The following is a 20,747-nucleotide window of genomic DNA, read 5'->3' on the forward strand; positions in this document are numbered from 1 at the left end:
CATCATCTTCAAGCCTGCATTTACCATCCATTTCTTTTAGCATTTCCCTTGCAATGTTTCTAGCTTCCATTTTGAGTTTTGGATTTCCTTTGATGATGGCTTGATACAAAGAAGAGAAGAGATTATCTTTAAAAGCAAAATCATCAGAACTACAAATCATATCTTCAGCACTTATTTTTTTTGTTTTTATGAGTTCTTTAAGATCCTTGTAATACGCCTTATCTTTACATTGAAAGCTTGGAGGATATGAACCATATGAGTCATATTCCACCCGCGCTTTAACATAATCTTTTTCACCCTTAAATACAATCTTAAGTCTTCCAATGTAGGCATTAAACCGATCATCAGCAATCAAAAGTGTGTAGAAACAATCAAAATCAATGCTGCAAAAAAAGCCATTATGTGTTTTTTGAAATTCATCACCATAGTCATCATAGAGTTTTTGCATCTTAGGATCTCCACGTACTTGTTCCTCTTCATCGTAATCGCGTTTCTTATAAGTTGGATATTTCTCTATAAAATCAGAGAAAAATTTATCTTTTCCAAATATTCTTTCAAATAAAGTTTTGTCATTCTCATAAAGAAAAGAGACCATTTGATAGATAAAATCATCATAGACTCTAGAGATACAATTAGAAGTCCCCATTTGGGCTGCACCACCAAAAGGACGTCCTAAAATATTGCTATCTTTGATAAATTCATAAGCACTAGCACTGCATTGATTATCTCTTTTATCTAACATTGCTTCCATAATCTTCTTGGCTCTTGCTTTGAGTTTTGGATTTCCTTCGATGATGGCTTGATAGAAAGAAGAGAAGAAACTATCTTGAAAGGAAAGATGATTGACATTACAAATGATTGCTTCATTTGCTCGTTTGTTTTGAAGTAATGGATCATTTATTTTTTGATACGTTTCAGAACACATGAAGCTTGGAGAAAAACTAGAACCAGATTTACCCTCCACAATATAATAATATTCCGCCTCTGCTTTTTTAAGACTCATCTTCTCTCCATAAGCTATGTTCAATACTCCTAGAGCAATCAAACACACTGCCATTAGTTTGAATAAGTATCGTATCATTGGATGATTGATAAGATTTTTGTTTTTGTTATTTAAAAGCATTAAATACTCCATCATTTTTGATTCTCTCATAAGCTTTTTGTCTATGTTCCAATCCATTTTTTCCTCCATTGATCCTGCAAGTGATTTTTCTAAGTGCTTCATTGACTTGAATAGTGTGTTCCTTTCCATATTCGTCTTTAAAAGTATAAGGAGACATTTTTCCATCATCTGCATCAGCTATTTCATAAAGTTCTTCTTTATTCCAAAACCATACTGCAGATAATAGGGCATATCTGCCATTAGTGATCAATAAATCAGGGTTTTCAACAAAATTAATTGATTCTTCTACCCATTTGTGTTTGTGGGCATATGTATTAAATTTTTCATAATTACCCCTGCCTGTGAGTTGGGCAAGTCCCCTACCTCTAAATTTATAACCATCACCGGATTTTGCGTCACCATTACCTATTTTTCCTTCATATTTGATATTGGCAATCGCTTCTTGATCGGCTTTTTGAGTAACTTCAGTAACTTCAGTAACTTTGTTATTGACTTTCCGATCAACTTCCTCATTGATTTTTTTAACAACTTCCTTGCGTCCGTATTCTTCTGCCTGCGCTTCTGAAAAATTAGAATTATCTTTTAAATCCTCAACTTTGTAATCCAAATTCTCTTCCATAGTAAATGTTCCATTTCCAACTTCTACATAACATTGTGCAAAGAAATGATTGAGAGACTTAAGCGTTTTTAAATGATAGATCGCATACATTGGGATACCATTTGCATCCTTTCGATTGAGTTCATCACGGATTTCAGTGATGAGTTTAGATTTGATTCGATAATTTTTTTTATCTTCTTCTGTTTTATTTTCATCTATTTCTTTCTTATTTTTTCCTATTGTGTCTTTATCTGCTTCCTCCCCATATTCTTCTATGTTTTTTTTAAGTTTCTTGCTTAGCAATGCACTCTTGATCATTTCTTTTAAAAAAATTATTTGAGAAAGTTTAAAAATTTTCATATTTTGCCAATTGGGACTATCTTTGAAAGCAAAAATAATCAATTGTTTGCCTATCCATTCTTTTTGAATCTCAAGAGTGAATGCAACCCCTTGAAAGTATTTATCCTTATTGAAAGAAGGAGTTTCTTTTGATTCAAATACAGAGATGATTTGATGTTGTAAATGTAAGCATTGGTTGTTTTTATTTATTTCAATCCTAGACCTTAAATTTGTATTGTGATTATTGATTAGATTCAAATCATTTTTTTGATTTGTTTGTTGTGTTTGAGGTTTGGCGAAGTTTTTAAGATCGATGTTGCGATATTTATCTAGTTTTACATTACCTTGATTGGGTATTTTTTCTGCATAATCAATTAAGAGTGCTGCCCAATAGATATGTTCTTTTGGATCAAGAGGTCTTTTTAGAGAGTCTTTGAATAGATTTTTATTGTATTTGGCTTCTAAGAAAAGAATGTCTCCTGCTTGGAAAAAATCTTGATTGTCTTGTTGTTTAATAGATTGTTGCAAACATATTTCTCGAATAGGAGTTTTAGGGTTAAAGACACTGCGGAATTTTAAGGATTGAGTATTATGTGTACCTAAGAAATTATTTAAAAAAATAGAGACATTTGGAAATGCTTCAGGTAGATAGTCTTCATGTTTGATAGTGACACAAAAAGGATTCATCTTTTCTTTTTCAGGTAATTTAAAGGAAGCAATGCCATCTTCATTAGTGAGGCTTTCTTGCCCGATATTTTGATTTGAAACTCTTATGATTGCATTTGGAATGGGAGTGATTGCGTCTTGTTGGAGGGCTTTGATATGGAGTTCTAATAGTTTATTTGAATAGTTCATTAAAGGCTAGCTTTGGGTTTTTGTCTTGGTTTTATTTTGAATTTTGCTTATTTGACATCTATTATTCTGCATCTAAGATCCCGCCTTTAATTCTAAGTCCTTTAGCATCAATCACCACTTCGACTCCTCCTGCTTTAAGAATGATTTTATCACTATCTGCTTGAATTTGCGTGAAGCCGACAGAGAGATTGATTTGATCGCCTGCTGCAAGATGGATAACATTGTCAATACTCATATTTAAACTATTAGCTTTTACAGAATGTTCTCCCTTAGATTCCAAACCCAAAGATTGATAAGTGCGCAACAAGATATTGTCGTTTGCAAGCAAATTGATTTGAGATTGAGAAGTCAATTCGCATTTTTGCAGCGCATCTAACACATAATCCCCTCCAATATTCACCATTTCATTTTTACCGACACTCCTTTGGTACTCTCCTCCTACATCACTCTCTTTATTTCCCTTCACTTCTTTTTGCTCATTTCCTCCGATAAAAACAGCATTATCCTGATGAACAAATGAAGTATTATTAGCTTCAATAGTGTTAGAAACAGAGCCTCCGATAAACCTTTCTTGATTACCATTAATGCGACAAAAGGCATTCCCCGATATTTGGGTAAAACCATCAGAAGCAAGGATTTGATAACGATTGCCCAAGATACTTTCAGTATGGATACCTAAAATATTGGAAGTCTTATCGCCTAAAATATTTTGAAAAAAATTGTTTTGTATCTCTTCGTGATAATCTCTTTGAGCTTTAAGAAATATCTTTTCTTCCGAAGGAAGATTAGAGAAAGAAATTTCATTATATCCATCTTGATCTCTCCCTATAGTCTTGCTAACTAAGGAAGTCTTATGGGCTTCTTGGGGATGGGATAACCCTTTATTGAAAGGGCTATAAACTGAACCTGTAATAATGGGCTGGTCGATATCTCCATCCAAATAGCTCACCAATACCTCAGACCCTACTCTTGGCAAAGAAAGGAAGCCTTGATTGGTGCTTGCAAACGGAGAAGCGACTTTGAGATAACAGCTAAAAGTGTAAGAAAAAGGATGGGATTGACTTAAAGAATCTTTGTATTCTTTAGAGTCTTTATCCTTTAAAGTAGAAGAATTAGCTTGGGAAGATGAGGGATTTGCTTCTGCTTGATTCTGTCTTGAGGGGTTGTGATGCAAGTCATCGATTTCTTCTTGGAACTTCAAGAAAGAGAATCTGACCCTGACCCTACCCATCTCATCGGCAACAACCGTATTGAGCTCTTCTGAAATATTTTGGGTTTTACCCAAGACTAAGGCGATATGGCTACCATAGATTTTGGGTTTTGGGATAGGAGGGGGAGCAAAGGTTTTTCCTTGTCGAATCAACGTAAGAGTGTTTTGATACAGAGATAAGGGAGGGTTAAGATTCTCCGCATAGACACTTGAGGAATCTTTAGCCCTATCTGTGAGGGAATGAGAAATTTGAATGACTTGATAAATGCCTGCAATAAAATCCAAAGATTTGTCTTTCCTGCTCACTCCTTCTAGCGTAATCTCTAAAAAGTCATTGAGTTTAATATCGGGGATATTGCTTTGGATACTAAAAGTTTGGCTCAAACTTCTTTCCTGAGAGATTAAAAGAGAAGCTTCTCTTTTAAGAAGAGAGGAATTATCAGAAAGGTCGGATTTATAGAAATGTTTGACATAGGGGGCCTTAAGAGAAGAAGCTTCTTTACCCCAAGATTTTCCTGAAGGGATGGAAATAGGAGAAGCTGTGCGGCTATAGGAAGAGAGATAAAACAGATCGGGGGCAATGGCACTGTTTTGAGAAAAACTGAATATGCAAGCTTCTTGGTCAGGATTGTTGGGATTAGGATTGAAAGGATAGGAATGACAGGCAAAGGTAGAAGTATTATCAGAAAGATCGAATTCGCCAGATTTTTCTTTTCCTTGAGGGGGCTTATGGGTCATTGAGGTTTGAACATCTTGAGCACCTAAGGAGACTTGATCATAAAAATAGAGAGTTTGACCATCTTCATAAAAATAAATCCCTTCATTGAAGCAAATCCTCTTCAAGAAGTCCAAATCAGATTCATTGTATTGGGTGATATATTCCTTAGGAGGATAATCACATAAGAGATGGCTGAAGTCGATTTCTTTGTTCAAATGAGCTTGATTCAAAGAAAGGATGGATTTGAGAACGAAAACAACATTTTGTCGGCTAAAAATCCGATAGTTTTGATTGAAAGAGAGACGAAAGAGCGGAGATGTGATGCGTATCTTATAAAAATATTTTCTTTTAAAAGCCTTGCTTTTTTCGTCTTGTGAGCTACCCAAAAAAGAAAAAGAAGCCACAATTCCCTCAAAAAGCTTGGAAGAATAAGAGGAATTTTGAGAATCCTTACATAGCAAAGGAAGCTTCTTGGAATGCTCATTCCCCTTGATGGTAAGCGAGGCATTTTTATCCAAAAGAGTGTAAAATTTTTCTTGATCTTCCTCTAAGATTTGATTGCAATCAGTATTGGGGCGATGGATTTTATTTTCCAAACCCTCATAATAACAATCGCATTCAATGTCAAAAAGTTCCCATAAAGATTCTTTAATTTCGAGCGAGGAAACGCTTAAGGAAATCGAATCGATAACAAGAGAAGCAAAAGAAGACATCAAGGGATTTGAAAAATCTCCTTGAGATGGCTTTAAGAAGGTCATTGGAAGCCTTGTTAATTAGAGATAAATTAAACGATACAGATGTGAAAATTTCGCACTGGATTTAGATATGAGTTAATTGGAATAGATCAGGCTTCGCCTCTCCAGTCATCACTCCCTGAGGTTCCTGCGGCAACATGCTCCCAAGTGATTTTTCTGTAATTCAGACTGACGGAGAATAGTTCTGTTTTGTCATTATTGTCTTTGTCTTGAGCATTAGGCATTAATAAATCAATATTTGTGATGATGGCATCTTCAAGCACCGTAGTGAAATAATGTTCTTGACCACCTGTTGTAGAAGTTCTAAACCATTGGATCTCTACTTTTGTAAGTTTTTCGCCCCTTGTGAGAGCATTATACAAAAGAGGAACAGATTTATTTAGAGAAGTTGTGAATGTGAATGGCTTATGCACCCTTTGACCGGAAGGCTGACCTGATTGAGGGTCTGAAGGAACGGTTACGATATGGCTGATTTCTTGAGCCATAATTTGATCCTCGTGACCTGCTTGATAGCGATTACCTATAGAAGCTTCCGTAGAAGCTCCGCTTGAAATCAAACCTTGTGTTGAACCTTCAATTTTTATATATGCGGGCTGTGCCATGTATATTATCTCCTATGGATAAATTATCTTATAATTCTTTATTTTAATCAAATAATAAAGTGTGACTCTAGATTGTAATCATTTCAATTTTATTTGTCAAGTGACTTGAGACATTTCGCGATTGATTATTGATATCTAAGAAACTAATAATAAATACGATCAATACAATCAAAACAGGTAGAACAACTATGGAATATTTAAAAACATCCTCACCCCTTCGAGATAAAAAAGTGTCCTTTTTAAAATCCCTATAGGCCTTTTTAAAGGCTGTTTCTTCATCGGAATTAATCGTAGGCGTGAGTGCTGAAGCGATATTTTCACACAAATAAATCATTTTGTTGTCGCCATCTTCATTCAATGCATATTTTCCTTTATATCCAAGCACAATACACGCATAGCAAAACTCAAGCATATCTTTGTTTCTATCAGGATTTTCAAGCCACTTATAAAGAATGCCAAAAAATTTATCACCTCCGGTGGTTTCATTAAAAAATCTTGAGGAAAGTGTATTGTTTGCCCAATAGCTTTGAATGAAAGCATCATTTTTCATTACCATCTCATCAATAAAGACACTCAAGCAATACCTGTGTCTGCTAATATCCAACTCTTCATAAAGCCTAAGTTTAGATAATTTAGAGCTCATATAAAGAATATCGTTGATAATTTTTTCTCTAATTTCTTCTATATTTTTATTGTCTATAGAGGTTATTTTGCTCAAACGATAAGCCAAAAGCATTAGCGAAAGGGAATAATCCACGCAAGGATTTTTTTCTAATCCAATGCATTGAAGTGATTCGATCAAACTGGTTTGATTGGATCGATTATTTTTATTAGACATCGCATTTGTCATAGAATTATCCTTTATTTAATCAACGCCCACATTTTTATATCGACGTTGGGAATTTTATTGGTAACATAAATACTGATAGTGTTTTCTTCTTTGAATGCCAACCAATTGTTATCGCTTTTATCTATCTGATAATAAACATAATTATTCATATGCGGTATGTCAGTGGGGACGATTGAAAGCTGTTCAATGTTAATACCTCGAAGCTGTGAGGCTACAATGTTACGAATTTTTGTTGGTGTATAAATTTTACTTTGCGTTTTAAAATTATTCACCAAATACTCCAAGCCCGCATCAGCACTGATAGCTAAAATTAAAATTGAGCTTTGCAAAATACCTGCATTATCAAAAATACAATCATAGAATCCATTTTGATTATCCACTACATTTGGCATAATGTATTTTGGCGTAGTGGTTCTGGAAAATAACATCTTGGTTATATTGATCAAGGGAATGATAGAATCTGTGATTTCAGCGTGGTTATAACGGATAAATTCTTGTGCTTGATCTTCATCTCCAAAAGAAAGCAAATCGGCTTGAAATTCAATCAGTTTTTCATAAAAATATTCAGGATGCAAAATGGATTTATTCTTAATATAAGAAAAAATCATATACCACTTTTTTAATATTGACAAAGAAAGATATGTGGAAAAGTCTAAAATATTTTTGGTGCGACTCAGACCTTTAAAACTCTGATTTAAAAGACTTTTATGCTGATTGATTGAATAAACGATTTCATCAATATAAGATTTAATGATGGGAAGTTTTGAAATATCGAGCATCGTTGGTATAAATTTATCATCTAAAGTGATTTTTTTATCGACACTCACACTCCCTATCCTACAAATTGGTATTTCAGAATAATCAGAAGAGTTGGCACTCTTAATACCCAAAGAAAGCCGTAGGCTTGCCAAAACAACGTTAATTTTTTCTTGAGAATGAACTGAAGAAATCATATTGTCTTCTATAGAGCCTAAATTATTCGCGCTTGTATCATCAGATATTTTTGAAGAAATGACAGATTGAGTAGATAAAAACTTGGTATCAGGAATAGAATTCTGTACCGACAAATCCGCTTTAGTATCGATACTTGCAGGGATTTTAAGCACAATAACAGAGCCTGCAAGTGCCTCTTCTTTGAGATCTAGAGGTTCAGGTAAAAAATCTTCATCTGGCGCATTAAAAACGCTTCCATCAATACTGATTCCAGAAATCTTGGAAAGCGCAATTTTTCCCTGCAAAAGCATTTCGGCGGAAAATTCAATTTTACTGATACCATAAAGATTATTATGAGCCATAATCGTTTTTTGATTGATATTTCTTTCAAGATATCTTTCTTGCTGTTCAAAATGCACTCTATCCACATTCATACCATTGAGCCATACAACCTTAAGGTTATTTGCCATTTATCAACTCCTTTTTCTTATTTTTATTTCCCTCTATGAAAATGCCTTTTTTAGAAATTTCAAAGGTGATTTTTTTCCCTCGAATTTCTTTGCTTTTAATCGCTGATTTAATCTTTTTATTTTTGACATCAGCATAAATGGCCAAAATTCCTATATAAGGAACATCTTTCTTTTTAATGGCTGTGATTATTATTTTGTCATCAGGAATCATTTGCAGTTTTATAGAATCTATTTTGTCTTTTCCTAAAATTGTGTCTTCTCTTTCAATTAAATCTTGAATGAATGCCTCTTTGAACTTTGTGATATTAGATAATTCATAAAAAACTATGGTTATAGGAATTTCATCCTTTTTATAGTTTAAATTAGAATTTTTTTGATTGAAAATCTCAATTTGTTTGACATTGCCACAGCCTGAAAATAAAAAAAATAAAGATAATACACTCAGATAGAATATTTTAATACGCATTAAAATCCTTTGGGTAAAGATATTTTTCTAAAGCTCTTAAAAGGAGCTTTTCAATCATTGAACAATCCCCATTTGCAGCACTCATAAGCAGTCCGGAAAGTTGTTTTTCAAGATAGTTTTCCTCAATATCTTCAAGAATGGGATTTGAGAGTTCTTTTATAATCAAGCTTAAAACCACCACATTTAAAACCGTATGAGATTGAATCATAGGAAAATTTGAAATGATATGTTCAAAATCTCCGATTGAAAGCAGAGATTCTTGCGGAATAGGCAGTTTAGAAAATCTTAAGTTATTTTTTCTATTATCTATGGTCTTGGCGATGACTTCAAGTAAAGCTTTAACAGAAATTTGCTCACTCTTTATGAGTTCTTCCAACCCAATCGCGTTAAATGGAGCTTTTGGTTCATTTTCTTGTTGGGGAAAAATTTCCAAAATATCAGCATTGTCAAGTAATTCTTTTTTATCATTTTCTTCTTTGAGGGTGAAATTTTCTTCTTTACCCTTATCAGTGATTTTTATTGCATCAAGTTCAGTTTGCTGATCGATATCTTTCAAAATCGAATTCGTATTTTTAGCATTGCTCACAACTGCTTTAGCAGGCTTGATTGTCAATATCAAATCCCCAATTTGAAACGTGTCTCCCATATTAATAGAAACATGATGACCATAGCCAAGTCTTGAGAAAGAATGGTTATAAAAAATATCAGAAGCCTCAATAGGAACGATCGTGAAACAATCTTCGATGAAAGCAATTGCAACGTGTCTTTCATTAATACTTCCATTTTCATCTTGAAGTTCCCAATAACATCCCTTTCCCGATCCGATAATCCCCCCATCTTTCTCAAAGATACAATAAGAAGGTGTTGTGTTTGAAATATTTTCAGGGTTTTGCACCTCTATACAAAATTTTTCCATTATAATTTTCCTTTATTCTCCCGATATACTTTGGGGTAAGACAAGATTAGGCAATATTGCTAATGCCTGATTCACCACTTCTTCTCCGCCATCAATAAAATAATCAAAATAAAGATTTTTATTGTTATTAAAATATAACGATCTGATTCTGTTTTGTTCTTTTTTTGAATCTTGTAAGAATCTCAGCCATCCCCATTCGCCCTCATAAGTTTTAGAATATTTGATTGCGCCTTTATAATCGATTGCATTGATTTTGAATTTGGTTGAAGCTTTAAAATTATCTGCAATTATATCAAGCTTGGAAGGGAAGGTTTGATCATATATCATTTTTTTATCATCATAGGTAATAGCAATGCTTCCAAAATCTCCACTTAAACCTGCTGTTTTGATAAAAAAATTAATATTGAGATTGTCATTTTCGTTCAAAATTACATTTGATATGATTGCCATTTTCGAGACTGTATTTAAAAAATTTTGAGAAAAATTCAGTTTTGAAGCATAATTGGGATCCATATAGTAGTTATTCCCACGCTTGATAAGGACTTGATTGAGATATTTGCTAAAAAACTTATTCCAAATGCCATTTTTTCCAAAGAAATTCTTAAGCATATCCATTTTCATTGATTCTTTAGAATTTATATTGATGGGATAATAAGATGCGATTTCATTCATAAAAGGCAAATATAGTTCTTTATTCCAAGCCTTATTCAGCTCAATTCCAGCTCTTAATTCAATAAGTTTCCATGCATAAGCAGATAAATCTTCATAATAAATAGCAAGTTCATTAGGTAGAGATGAAGCATCGGCATTGAGTTTTGTAAAAGGGTCCTCTTGAATGTTTGACTTTTTGAGTGCATAAAGGATTTTTTCTTCACTATTTCCATTTCCGGAAGTGAAATCAACGATTTTTTTATAAATATTTTGAATATCTACACTCAAATTATCCATAATGCTTTGATGAGAAACATCCATGCCGACTTTTGAACCAAGTGTATTGATTCCTGAAGTAAATAGGGAGTCTTGGGCTGCCATTTTGTGATAAATATCAAAGGCATTGGCAAGAGACACAAAGCTATTTTTTATCTCAGCTGTGGGCAATCCCAAGTTGGAAGCGTGTTTTAATAGAGCATTATCATCAAGCTTGGTATTTTTACTCACGATACCAATAAGATTTTTTATTGGATTGGATTTTTTTGAGAGAATGCCAAGCTCAATCAATCCCACCTCATTTGTATAGAAAGGCTTGGGTTTGATGCCATCAAGAATATTTTGCCATTTTTGCTGGTATTCTTGCAAATAAAGCTTGATAATCCCCATCGACAATGATATTTCATCATTATCAGCCTTAGAGGCTTGGGCACCAAGAAGCCAAGTTTCAATTTTGGCGGTATCAGAAATGTATTTCGTAATATTTGATAACAGATTTTCGATTCCATTCCTAGTATAAGCTGTCTCAACCAAATAAAATTTCTTTGAAGTAGAGCTTGTATCAAAAACATCATCAAATGAGATGCCTATGTCTTCTTTCATATTGTAAAAGACATTGCTTTTATCGCTATAAATTGCAAAAAAAAGCAGCGAATAAAGTCTCTGCGCTCGCGTGAATCTATCCAATTTTTCCCGACCTAAAGCGATAATTTGTTCGTTTTCTTTTGAAGTTGTAAAAACTGATTTGTCTGATAAATCATTGAGATAGGTTAAAAAGTTGTTTTGAGGGATTTGATATTTTTCAAATCCTTTCCAATTGTTTTTCACCCATACTCGAATCAATTCTTTATTGAAATGAGCTTTGTCATATAAGGATCGATATACGTACAAATCCCTTATAAGCCTGCCCCCATCATTTTCTTGTTTAATACTTGTTTCCAAGCTTGCTACAAGCGTTTGTTGCAATAAGTTTTCTACCATTTTGGCATAAAGCTCTCTAGCAGGCTTCAAACCGCTATAAGATATGTTTAAAAAGATATAGTCAAAATAAGACTTGTCCTCAAAAAGCTGTGGGTATTCTATTAGAATATTCCTGAGATCTTGAATGTATCTTGCCTTTTCTTTGATAGAAGAAGCGTGATACTTTTTCTCTATTTCATTGAGAATAGAACTTAAATCTGTCAGCGTATTGGTCAGATTTTGTTTTTGAATTTCTTTGCTATCTAGATAGTAAGTGCTAATGCCATAAGTAATGACTATAATTCCAAGAAGCAAGCCAAAAACGCTCAATTTTCTTCCAATATTACCTAAAATAGAATGACTCAACGCCTTATCTTTGAAAACAATATCTTCAAGTAAAGCTTTAATAAAATAACTCTGTTTATTGATATTGTTAGCAGGTTTTGTAACAACAGGATTGAGAGAGTGTTTCAAACAGACTGCATCAAGTAAGAAATTTTTAGGAATATTTTCTTGAAATGAACTCACAAAATAAACGCCTCGCAAAAAAGATTTATTTTTGAGCATATTTTCAATATTTATTTTTTCAATAAAATTTTGAGCAATATTAAAAATATTATCAAGTTGCTTCAAAAATAAATAAGATTTTCTTTTTTCTTTAATATCATATGAAAAACTATTTTTAGCCATAATTGAATACATCAAAGAATCGCTTAATTCTTTAAATTCTTGGTGAAAAAACTCCTTGTGGCTATTATTTTTATTAAAACCTTTGGGTATAGTAATCCCCAAAGGTTTTGGCGCAATATTATCGCTGTAGTGTTTCAAAAATTCGCCCATTCCTTCTATAAGATCCAACTTGCTAAAAACAATATAAATAGGCAGATTTAAATTTAAATTGCTTTCACACTCCCCGATACGTCTGACAAAATAACGAACCATATTTTCAGATTCTTCTTTGCTTGAGTTTAGCAACGCTTCAGTATCAATAACAAGAACAATGCCATTTAATTTTTTATAAAATTTTCTTGCATTGAGAAATTTAAGAAAAGATTTCCAGACGATTTTTTTAAGCAGAAAATCTTTATTTTTTATCAAATCATCTTCGGGCATTTCATCAGAATTTTCAGGATTAAAATGTTCTTCTTGAACAAAATAACCTCCTTCAGTATCTATCAATGCTCCTTTTTTGGATATATAAAGGCTAAAATTCCTTGTAGATAAATGAGTCTTTTTATATAGATTTAAGCTGTCACTGATAGGATAATCCATCCCTGAATAATTAATAAATGAACTTTTTCCAGCGCTCTCATTCCCTATAACCATAATAACAGGGATATTGCCAAATTTAACTTCTTTCTTCCAAGTATTTTTTGCATCCTTAAAAGAGATGGAGAAATTTCTTTTAGTTTTTTTGATAAATTCTTTGGCTTCATTTTTTAATTCTTGAAGTTTCTTTTTATTTTCATTATTAATGGATTTTATAAAATTTATAGTTTTTTTCAATAAAAATATAATAAATAAAAATATCCACAATAAAACAATAATAGCTCCTCTCAAAAAACTATTACCAAAAATGTGAATATCATTGAAAGCAATTAAAGAGCCATAAATCCAAAACAATAAACTCAAAATAACAAGAATAAACATCACACAAATAATAATAAAAACTTTTGACAATAAAACATTTTTGATTTTTTTAAACATCCAATCAGTCCTTAAAAATTAAAATACAAAATTTAATAGCAATTAAGCGCTTTTTTGATTTTCAAAAAGGTTAATTTAGGCTAATCTTAGCAAAATCTTAATGAAAGATTTCAGAAATAAAACTATAGAATTTCTCTTGTAATTCTATAAATGGCTTAAAAACAAGGAAAAAAATGACGCATCACTCCGAATCTTTGGTCATTGTCATTGACACAAAGCTTGAAAATTTGAATAATTATAACAGCATTCAAGAAGAAATGAGCAAGTATAAAACCCTTGCTCACGAGAGTATTGATTGGAATTCTGTATATGCTTACAGTTTAGAGATTTTAAGCCACTCCACTTTAGATACAAGAATATTGCAATATTTAATCCTTGCTTGTATTTCTTTAAATGAAGTTTCCAAAACAAATACTCTTGCAAATGTTTTGAATCATTACGCAATTGTTTGGGAAAAATCAATTTCGAATTTAAGTGAAAAAGAAAAAAGTACCCAGAAAAAATTTTTTTATAACGCACTTGAAACTTTAGTCTCTGCAATAAATGAGGGACGTCTTTATATTTTAGAAGAAGCTTTTGAAACGATTGAAAAAGCTCTTGGAATAATTATGCAATATAGCAAAAACTTCCCCGAACTTACAAAATCAATCCCAAATCCTCCTCAAGAAACCTCATCAGTTCAGATAGAAACTCCTCAAGTCCTTAAAACTCCCAAAAAAATCAACGATTTAAATGCATTAAATGACAGGGAGTATAGAGAATATTTTGTGAGTTTAGCTCAAAAATTCTTGGAAGATGATCCTGAAAGAACTATTCCTTTCGTATTATATGCTGAGGCAACGTGGGGTAGGCTCATAACTATGCCTGAACATAAAAATCAAATAACTTCAATTCCCTATCCTCAAGAAAATATCACTAAGATTTTTTATGAAGCACATAAATTTGACTTAAATACACTAATGTCGCTTGAAGACAATCTTGTCATTAATCCCTTTTGGTTTGAAGGACAAAGAATATTTCTTGAATTTCTGAAAAAAAATTATTTTTTTGATATTGCCGCAAGTGTTACAGGGATTATTCTAAGACTTCAAAAAAGCCGACCAAACTTGCTTGAACTCAAATTCAATAATGGAAAAAATTTTCTAACCCCAGAAGATTATTCATATTTCAAAGATTTATTTCATCATACCATCGATCAAAAACTTGTACCTAAATCTGATAAAAAAGAGTTTGTAAAGCAAGATTTGGAATCTAAACTGAAAGATATTGATATGAATATAGCACCGCATTCAATTCGATCAAAAGTTAATTCCTTACTTAAGATTGCTGATACCTTATGGGAAGATAAAATGTTTAATAGTGCCAAAATAATTTATGCTGAAATTGTAAAAATTCTTGAAAATACATCTCTTAAAGATTGGCTTGAAGAAACCTATACAAGGATTAAGAAAGCTTCTGATGGAGAATAAGAATGATAAAAAGTTGTCATATTTTATGAGAAGATTAAAAATCAATCAAAAAATAATCTTAGAGTACCAAACAATGCGAATTTTAAAAATGATAAAAAAGTATGAATTAATTATAAAAGAATATAAAAAGAAATTGTGGTGCCGAAGGTCGGACTCGAACCGACACAGGGTTGCCCCTACCAGATTTTGAGTCTAGCGCGTCTACCAATTTCACCACTTCGGCATTTATAAATAAATTAAAGTATGGTGCGCTGAGCGAGACTTGAACTCGCACGAGTTGCCTCACCACCCCCTCAAGATGGCGTGTCTACCAGTTCCACCACCAGCGCATAAGCCCCTAAAAGGGGCAAATTGGAATTTATCCTATAAAAGGATTTGCATAAATTGCAATAATTGCAAAAACTAAAGTATAAATAACTTGAGCTTCAATCAATGCAAGAGCAATAAACATCGTTGTAAGAAGTTTTCCTCCGATACCAGGGTTTCTAGCAGTTCCTGAAATCGCAGCAGCTGCAGCGTGTCCCATACCAATAGCGCCCCCAAGAGCAGCAATTCCCAATCCGATCACGCCCCCTGCGATTGAATACGATTTAATCATATCTATACCGCTAAGATCGTTGGCAAATATAAAGCCTATCATACCAAAAAACATCATAAACAAAATTTTCATTTTAAACTCCTGCAAAAATTAAGCCCGTTCGGATTCATCCCCTACTAAAACTTTTGAAATTCGATTATCTCTAAAAAATCATAAATATAAGTTTAAAACTATTCTTTTATTAAATCAAGCTCGATCTTTCCTTTATTAAGACCTAAAATTTGACACTTAATCCTGTCTCCTTCATGAATATGGACTTTAAGATCATAATCTTTACCTTTTCCGAAACGATTGATATGCAATAGCCCATCACCACCTTTTGGAAGCCCAACAAATGCACCAAAATCAAGTACTTTTTTTACTTCTCCCTCAAATATTTCTCCGATTTCATATTTGCTCAAATCGGTTTTTTGAACCTCAATCAAATCTAAAATAAAATGCTTAGCTCCCATCACCCCATTATGGTCATTCCCTGAAATTCTAACCTCTCCATTTTCTCTATCCAAATCAATACTAACCTTAAAGCGATCAATGATTTCTTTAATCACTTTACCGCCCTGCCCTATAACCTCTACGATCTTTCCAGGATGAATATTGAAAATCTGCATACTTGGGAGAATATCAGTATTTAAAACAATCTCATCTCTAGCTTTCTGCATAATCTGAAGGATATGTTTTCTAGCTTTTTTGGCTTGATAAAGACATTCTTTTAAAATTTCAAAAGAAACTCCTTTGAGTTTGGTATCCATCTGCATCGCAGTAATCCCATTTATTGAGCCTGCGACCTTAAAATCCATATCCCCATCGTGATCTTCCAAGCCATTGATATCGCTCAACACTGCGTACTTATCACCCTCAACGACCAAACCCATAGCAATACCTGCTATTAAAGTCCTCACTTCAATCCCACTTGCACATAATGCTAATGATCCCCCACATACACTAGCCATAGAGCTTGAACCATTTGATTCTAAAATTTCTGACACCAATCTAATAGTTTTGGTTTTTTCAGCAATACTTGTTTCTAAAGCCCTTTTTGCCAAATTACCATGACCTAATTCCCTTCTGCTTGGAGATGAAATAATACTTGCATCACCAACACTAAATCCAGGAAAATTATAATGGAACATAAATTTTTCTTTGGCAAGACCTCTACTATTCAGGCATTCTTGGATTTGAGCATCGTTTTCAGAACCGATAGTGCTTGCAACCAAAGCTTGAGTCTGCCCTCTAGTGAATAAAACTGAGCCGTGAGCAAAAGGCAAAACATTTGTTTGAATATCAATGGGTCTAATGTCTTCATATCCTCTGCCATCAGATCGAATGCCTTGAAAAATAATCTGGCTTCTTACCATCTCTTTTTTATGAGATTCAAGTGCGCTTAAAATATCTTTAAAATCCCATCCTTGCGATTCACCAAAGGTTTTTAAAATATAATCAGCAATTTTTTTGAGACCTGAATTCCTTTCACTTTTTGCCATCTGAGCAATAGCAACTAAAATCTCTTGTGAAAAATTTTCGCGGACATAAACCCCAATCTCAGGATTCTTTGAAGAAACATCAAATTCCATTTCTAAGGGGATTTTTTTATGAGGACTAAACGCTTTTTCATATTCTAAACACGCTTTAGAAATTGCTCTTTTTGCAAAATCAAGCCCCTCAAGCAAATCTTCTTCAGAAATTTCATTAGTCTGAGCATTTGCCCCTAAAGAACACATTTCTATCATCAATAAATCATCATTACTACCTGAAACATAAAGATCAAGGCTTGATTGAGTCAATTCTTCTGCAGTAGGATTAAATACAAAACGATCCTGAATCTTTCCTACTCTGATAGCGCAAACAGCTTGAGAGAAAGGCAAATTTGATACATACAATGCATTTGCTGCAGCATTGAGAGCACAAACTTGCAAATCGCTTTTTCTATCATAGCTCAAGACCATTATCGTTATCTGTGTCGGATAAGCATAACCTTTCGGAAAAATAGGACGCAAACTCCTATCGATGATTCGTGAGGTAAGTGTCTCAAATTCTCCAGGCTTACCCTCACGCTTGATAAAACCTCCGGGAAATTTACCCACCGCATAAGATTTTTCAATATATTGCACGGTAAGGGGAAGAAAATCTTCTTGTACAGGTTTGTTATCAACCGCCACGCTTGCAAGGATTACAGTCCCTCCATTTTGGTACCAAAGCGCACCGGCAGACTGCTTAGCCACAAAATCCAAAGTATATTTTTCTACTAAATTTTCCAGATGTAATTCAATCACATTCACACGCATTCCTTATTTTTTGCTTTAAATCTTTATCTTTGGTTTTTCCCAAAGATCTATCAAGTATTTCTTCTATTTCATCTTCATCAACAGGAGGCAAAAATTTATAATAATGAGCCGTAGAAACAAAATGATCAGGTCTCATCACGCTAATAACACCATCGCATATTTCAGATAAACTTTCTGCTACATTTCGAGCGATCACAGGAGTAAGCACATAAACGCTTTTAGCTCCTTTGGCAATGCAAGTTTGAATCGCTGCATTCATTGTCAGACCAGTCTCTACACCTTGATCGACGATAAAAACATCTCTATCATTCAAAGAGCTTATCATTGAGCCTTTTCTAAACTTATAAATATCTGCCAAAATGACTTCTTCATAAGCCCTTTTGGCTTCCCCATAAATATAGTCCAAAGTGATCTCAAAAGAATCTATCAAAGCCTCATTCATTATTATATCCATATTTTCACTTACAATGGCGATTTCACATTCGTGATTTAAAGGAGCATAAATCGGAACGGTAAATAAAAAGTCTAGTGCGACACCGAGTTTTTTAGACATTTTTTCTCCAAAACCCACTCCTGCAAGACTTGTTGCTAAAATAATGCAATTCTTCACATCCAAATGTCGGATCAATATCTCATCCATCAAACGCACCAAAGCGTCATCTCTATTTTCAAATTTTATATTTTCGGTTTTAGAAATATTTATCATTTTTCCTCATTTCGTAACTCTATAAGTCAAAGCGGTATTGGTAAGGGGTGAAAAATTTAATTCCAGCTTGATGTAGGTATTTTTTAAAACCTCCAAGGGATTGCCTGGATTATTTGTCAAAATCGGTCTTCTTTGATTGACAAACTTAAGTCCGATTCCAAAACAACGAATATTCTTAAAAATACCTATATCCCAATCCAATAAAACATTATTTTTAATATCATAGCCCGCTGATGCACTCAATCCAAAATATCCAAAATCATTACTGAATCCTCCCTTTAAATAATTTGCCGAATTTTCAATGATCTTATTAATGCCATCATCATTAAAGTTTCTTTTAATATAATAAGATAAATTAGCAACCATATAATTACGCTTATACATCGCATTTAAAGCAACTTCATCCAAACTATTATAATAAAAAGAATAAAAAACGCTTCCATAGATATCTAGTCCCTCCAAAGGAGAAAATCCGATTTTATTTTCCATTGGAATACGTGCTATTGAAACCTTATCATCAAAATTTAAAGTTTGAGACATTTTCCAATAAAATAGTTCTTTACCTCCAAGTCCATAAAAATACTGCGTGAGTTTCAGATCCATTTTTTTTGTGGATATATTTGAACCCGTAACATTCAAAGGATCCCAAACATCGCTATATAAATTCCCTCCAATAGAATAATAATCTAAATTATTTGTAACATAATCATTCCTTGCCCTAGATGTAAGCGTATACATTTCAGAATCAAACAAGCCATTAGATTTCTCAAAATAAGGGGCACTAAAAATCATTTCAAATTGTATTGTGTGAAAAATTTTATCATAATCTTTTGCTAAATCTGTATTTAGCGAAACTGAGTAGCCTGCCGATAAAATATTACCGAACTCTCTTGTGCTTTTTTTCCCTAAATCAGGGATATATGTGCCAGAAGGATTAGTAATGGCCAAATTACTCATATACAGATTATTCCAAATCCCTAAAGAAATATATTTTTTAAAAAGAGAAAATTGCATCCCAATAGGCACGCTCAAAGAATTTTGAACATAACCATAGCCCATATCTCTTGTAGTATTTTTGAATTCATAATCCACAGAGTACAAAAGATTTTTTAAAAAAATTGAATTTAAATACTTGTGATACTGCAAATTTGGCAAAGATTGAAAGGTCTTGTTATTGTTAATCTTATTCAAGTTTAAAAAATATTTAAAATTAATACCATAATAATTATCTTCAGTTTGAACATAATAATTGCCTCTAGACATATGCGTACCATCTGTGATGATTTTATTGATATTTTCAAATCGAACATAATCCAAATCGTTCATATACAAAAAATCAAGATATAAGCCATTATCAATCAAAGATTTGAGTCCGAAATATTTTTCAAGTGGATTTCTGCTTGAATGCAAAAACTCAAAACCAAACACATTTTTATTTCTTAAATTATATTTCTTATAATAAGATTCATTGTTGTGAAAAAATCTTGTATTAAAAACAAATTTATCTTCTTCCCAATCAACAAACCTAGCCTCAAGATTGCCTCCATAACCTCTACTGGTTCTGATTTGAGGGGTAAAGGTCATATCCCAAAAATCTTGAAGAGCCAAATAAAAAGGCTGCATATAGACAAAACCTTCAGTATTGGATGCAGCAAATTCAGGATACAAAAAACCTGTCGTTCTTTTATTGCTTGTAGATAAAAACAAATAAGGAAAATACAGCACTGGAATATCCCCGATGTAGATTTTTGGATTCCAAAGAGAAAGATAAGAACCTGTTGCATTATAAGATCCCGAAGTCGCATCAATATGCCAAATCGGATTTTCAATGCTACAACCTGAAATCGTCGCATTTTTAAAACTATATTTTTTGTCATTATTTTGTGCTAAACTCGCACTCACCCACATCCCGCTAACACCATCTTGCATATAAAAAGGCTCAATAGCTTCATATTTTTCATTCATATTTAAAACAATGTGCTCAGCATGGACAAAAAATCCTCCCCCTTTATAGATTTTTATATCTCCATCAATTGTAGCAATGCGATTTTTTGTATCGTATGAAATTTTATCAGCAAGAATATACATATCGTGATTTAAAAGCACCGCATTACCCGAAGCAATCACCACGCTACCTTTGGCATTTACATTATCTGCTAAAAGCTCAAAAATTTTATTATTGTTTTTATCAAATTTTTGCACAGCAGTTTCACTCCCATATGCAAAGATACAAAAAATAAGAATAAAAACTAATCTAAGCAAC

Annotated in this window: 13 protein-coding genes, 2 tRNA genes and 1 pseudogene; 1 reads left to right on the top strand and 15 read right to left on the bottom strand. The window is 33.0% G+C overall.

The features are described 5' to 3' along the window. The 9 genes and pseudogenes from BKH41_RS08675 to tssM all read right to left on the bottom strand — a co-directional run. Nucleotides 1-1,180 (bottom strand): annotated as a pseudogene (locus BKH41_RS08675) (hypothetical protein); the annotation flags it as partial. Further along, complete coding sequence (locus BKH41_RS10160; protein ID WP_257875452.1) at nucleotides 1,110-2,915, bottom strand: hypothetical protein; 1,806 nt, start codon at nucleotides 2,913-2,915, stop codon at nucleotides 1,110-1,112. The pseudogene BKH41_RS08675 and the gene BKH41_RS10160, both read right to left, overlap by 71 nt. 61 nt (nucleotides 2,916-2,976) lie before the next feature. After that, a complete protein-coding gene (locus BKH41_RS08685) occupies nucleotides 2,977-5,601 on the bottom strand; it encodes a contractile injection system protein, VgrG/Pvc8 family (protein ID WP_095299086.1) in 2,625 nt (874 codons plus the stop codon). Nucleotides 5,602-5,687: 86 nt separating this feature from the next. After that, nucleotides 5,688-6,200, bottom strand: coding sequence for an Hcp family type VI secretion system effector (locus BKH41_RS08690; RefSeq protein WP_095299088.1), 513 nt, complete (start codon nucleotides 6,198-6,200; stop codon nucleotides 5,688-5,690). A 67-nt stretch (nucleotides 6,201-6,267) separates the two neighbouring features. Further along, complete coding sequence (gene icmH, locus BKH41_RS08695; RefSeq protein WP_180762797.1) at nucleotides 6,268-7,050, bottom strand: type IVB secretion system protein IcmH/DotU; 783 nt, start codon at nucleotides 7,048-7,050, stop codon at nucleotides 6,268-6,270. 11 nt (nucleotides 7,051-7,061) lie between these two features. Further along, complete coding sequence (tssK, locus tag BKH41_RS08700) at nucleotides 7,062-8,453, bottom strand: type VI secretion system baseplate subunit TssK (RefSeq protein WP_095299090.1); 1,392 nt, start codon at nucleotides 8,451-8,453, stop codon at nucleotides 7,062-7,064. After that, a complete protein-coding gene (gene tssJ, locus BKH41_RS08705) occupies nucleotides 8,443-8,919 on the bottom strand; it encodes a type VI secretion system lipoprotein TssJ (RefSeq protein ID WP_095299092.1) in 477 nt (158 codons plus the stop codon). Before tssJ ends, tssK begins: the two co-directional genes overlap by 11 nt. Then, on the bottom strand, nucleotides 8,909-9,835 hold the full coding sequence (locus tag BKH41_RS08710; RefSeq protein ID WP_095299094.1) for a hypothetical protein: 927 nt from the start codon (nucleotides 9,833-9,835) through the stop codon (nucleotides 8,909-8,911). The genes tssJ and BKH41_RS08710 overlap by 11 nt, the downstream gene beginning before the upstream one ends. A 12-nt stretch (nucleotides 9,836-9,847) precedes the next feature. Then, on the bottom strand, nucleotides 9,848-13,429 hold the full coding sequence (gene tssM, locus BKH41_RS08715) for a type VI secretion system membrane subunit TssM (protein WP_095299096.1): 3,582 nt from the start codon (nucleotides 13,427-13,429) through the stop codon (nucleotides 9,848-9,850). Between the two features lie 173 nt (nucleotides 13,430-13,602). On the opposite strand from tssM, the gene BKH41_RS08720 reads away from it, so the two are divergent. Continuing rightward, entirely contained in the window at nucleotides 13,603-14,898 is a 1,296-nt protein-coding gene (locus tag BKH41_RS08720; protein WP_095299098.1) for a type VI secretion system domain-containing protein, read from the top strand. 136 nt (nucleotides 14,899-15,034) lie between these two features. Here the strand turns inward: BKH41_RS08720 and BKH41_RS08725 are convergent. From BKH41_RS08725 to lptD, 6 genes are all read right to left on the bottom strand, one after another. Beyond that, nucleotides 15,035-15,121: transfer RNA gene (locus tag BKH41_RS08725), tRNA-Leu, on the bottom strand. Nucleotides 15,122-15,142: 21 nt separating this feature from the next. Then, a tRNA-Leu gene (locus BKH41_RS08730) sits at nucleotides 15,143-15,227 on the bottom strand. Nucleotides 15,228-15,256: 29 nt separating this feature from the next. Beyond that, entirely contained in the window at nucleotides 15,257-15,568 is a 312-nt protein-coding gene (locus BKH41_RS08735; protein WP_095299100.1) for a F0F1 ATP synthase subunit C, read from the bottom strand. A 98-nt stretch (nucleotides 15,569-15,666) separates the two neighbouring features. Further along, nucleotides 15,667-17,778: a polyribonucleotide nucleotidyltransferase gene (locus BKH41_RS08740; protein WP_095299102.1), complete on the bottom strand. Its 2,112-nt coding sequence runs from the start codon at nucleotides 17,776-17,778 to the stop codon at nucleotides 15,667-15,669. Beyond that, entirely contained in the window at nucleotides 17,759-18,484 is a 726-nt protein-coding gene (locus BKH41_RS08745) for a phosphoribosyltransferase family protein (RefSeq protein WP_095299104.1), read from the bottom strand. The genes BKH41_RS08740 and BKH41_RS08745 overlap by 20 nt, the downstream gene beginning before the upstream one ends. 6 nt (nucleotides 18,485-18,490) lie before the next feature. Beyond that, the gene (gene lptD, locus BKH41_RS08750; protein WP_095299106.1) at nucleotides 18,491-20,746 is read right to left on the bottom strand and encodes an LPS assembly protein LptD; all 2,256 of its coding nucleotides are present in this window, start codon (nucleotides 20,744-20,746) and stop codon (nucleotides 18,491-18,493) included. Between the last annotated feature and the right edge of the window lies 1 nt (nucleotide 20,747).

The organism is Helicobacter sp. 12S02232-10 (genome assembly GCF_002272895.1).
In the GTDB taxonomy this organism is placed as follows: Bacteria; Campylobacterota; Campylobacteria; order Campylobacterales; family Helicobacteraceae; genus Helicobacter_J.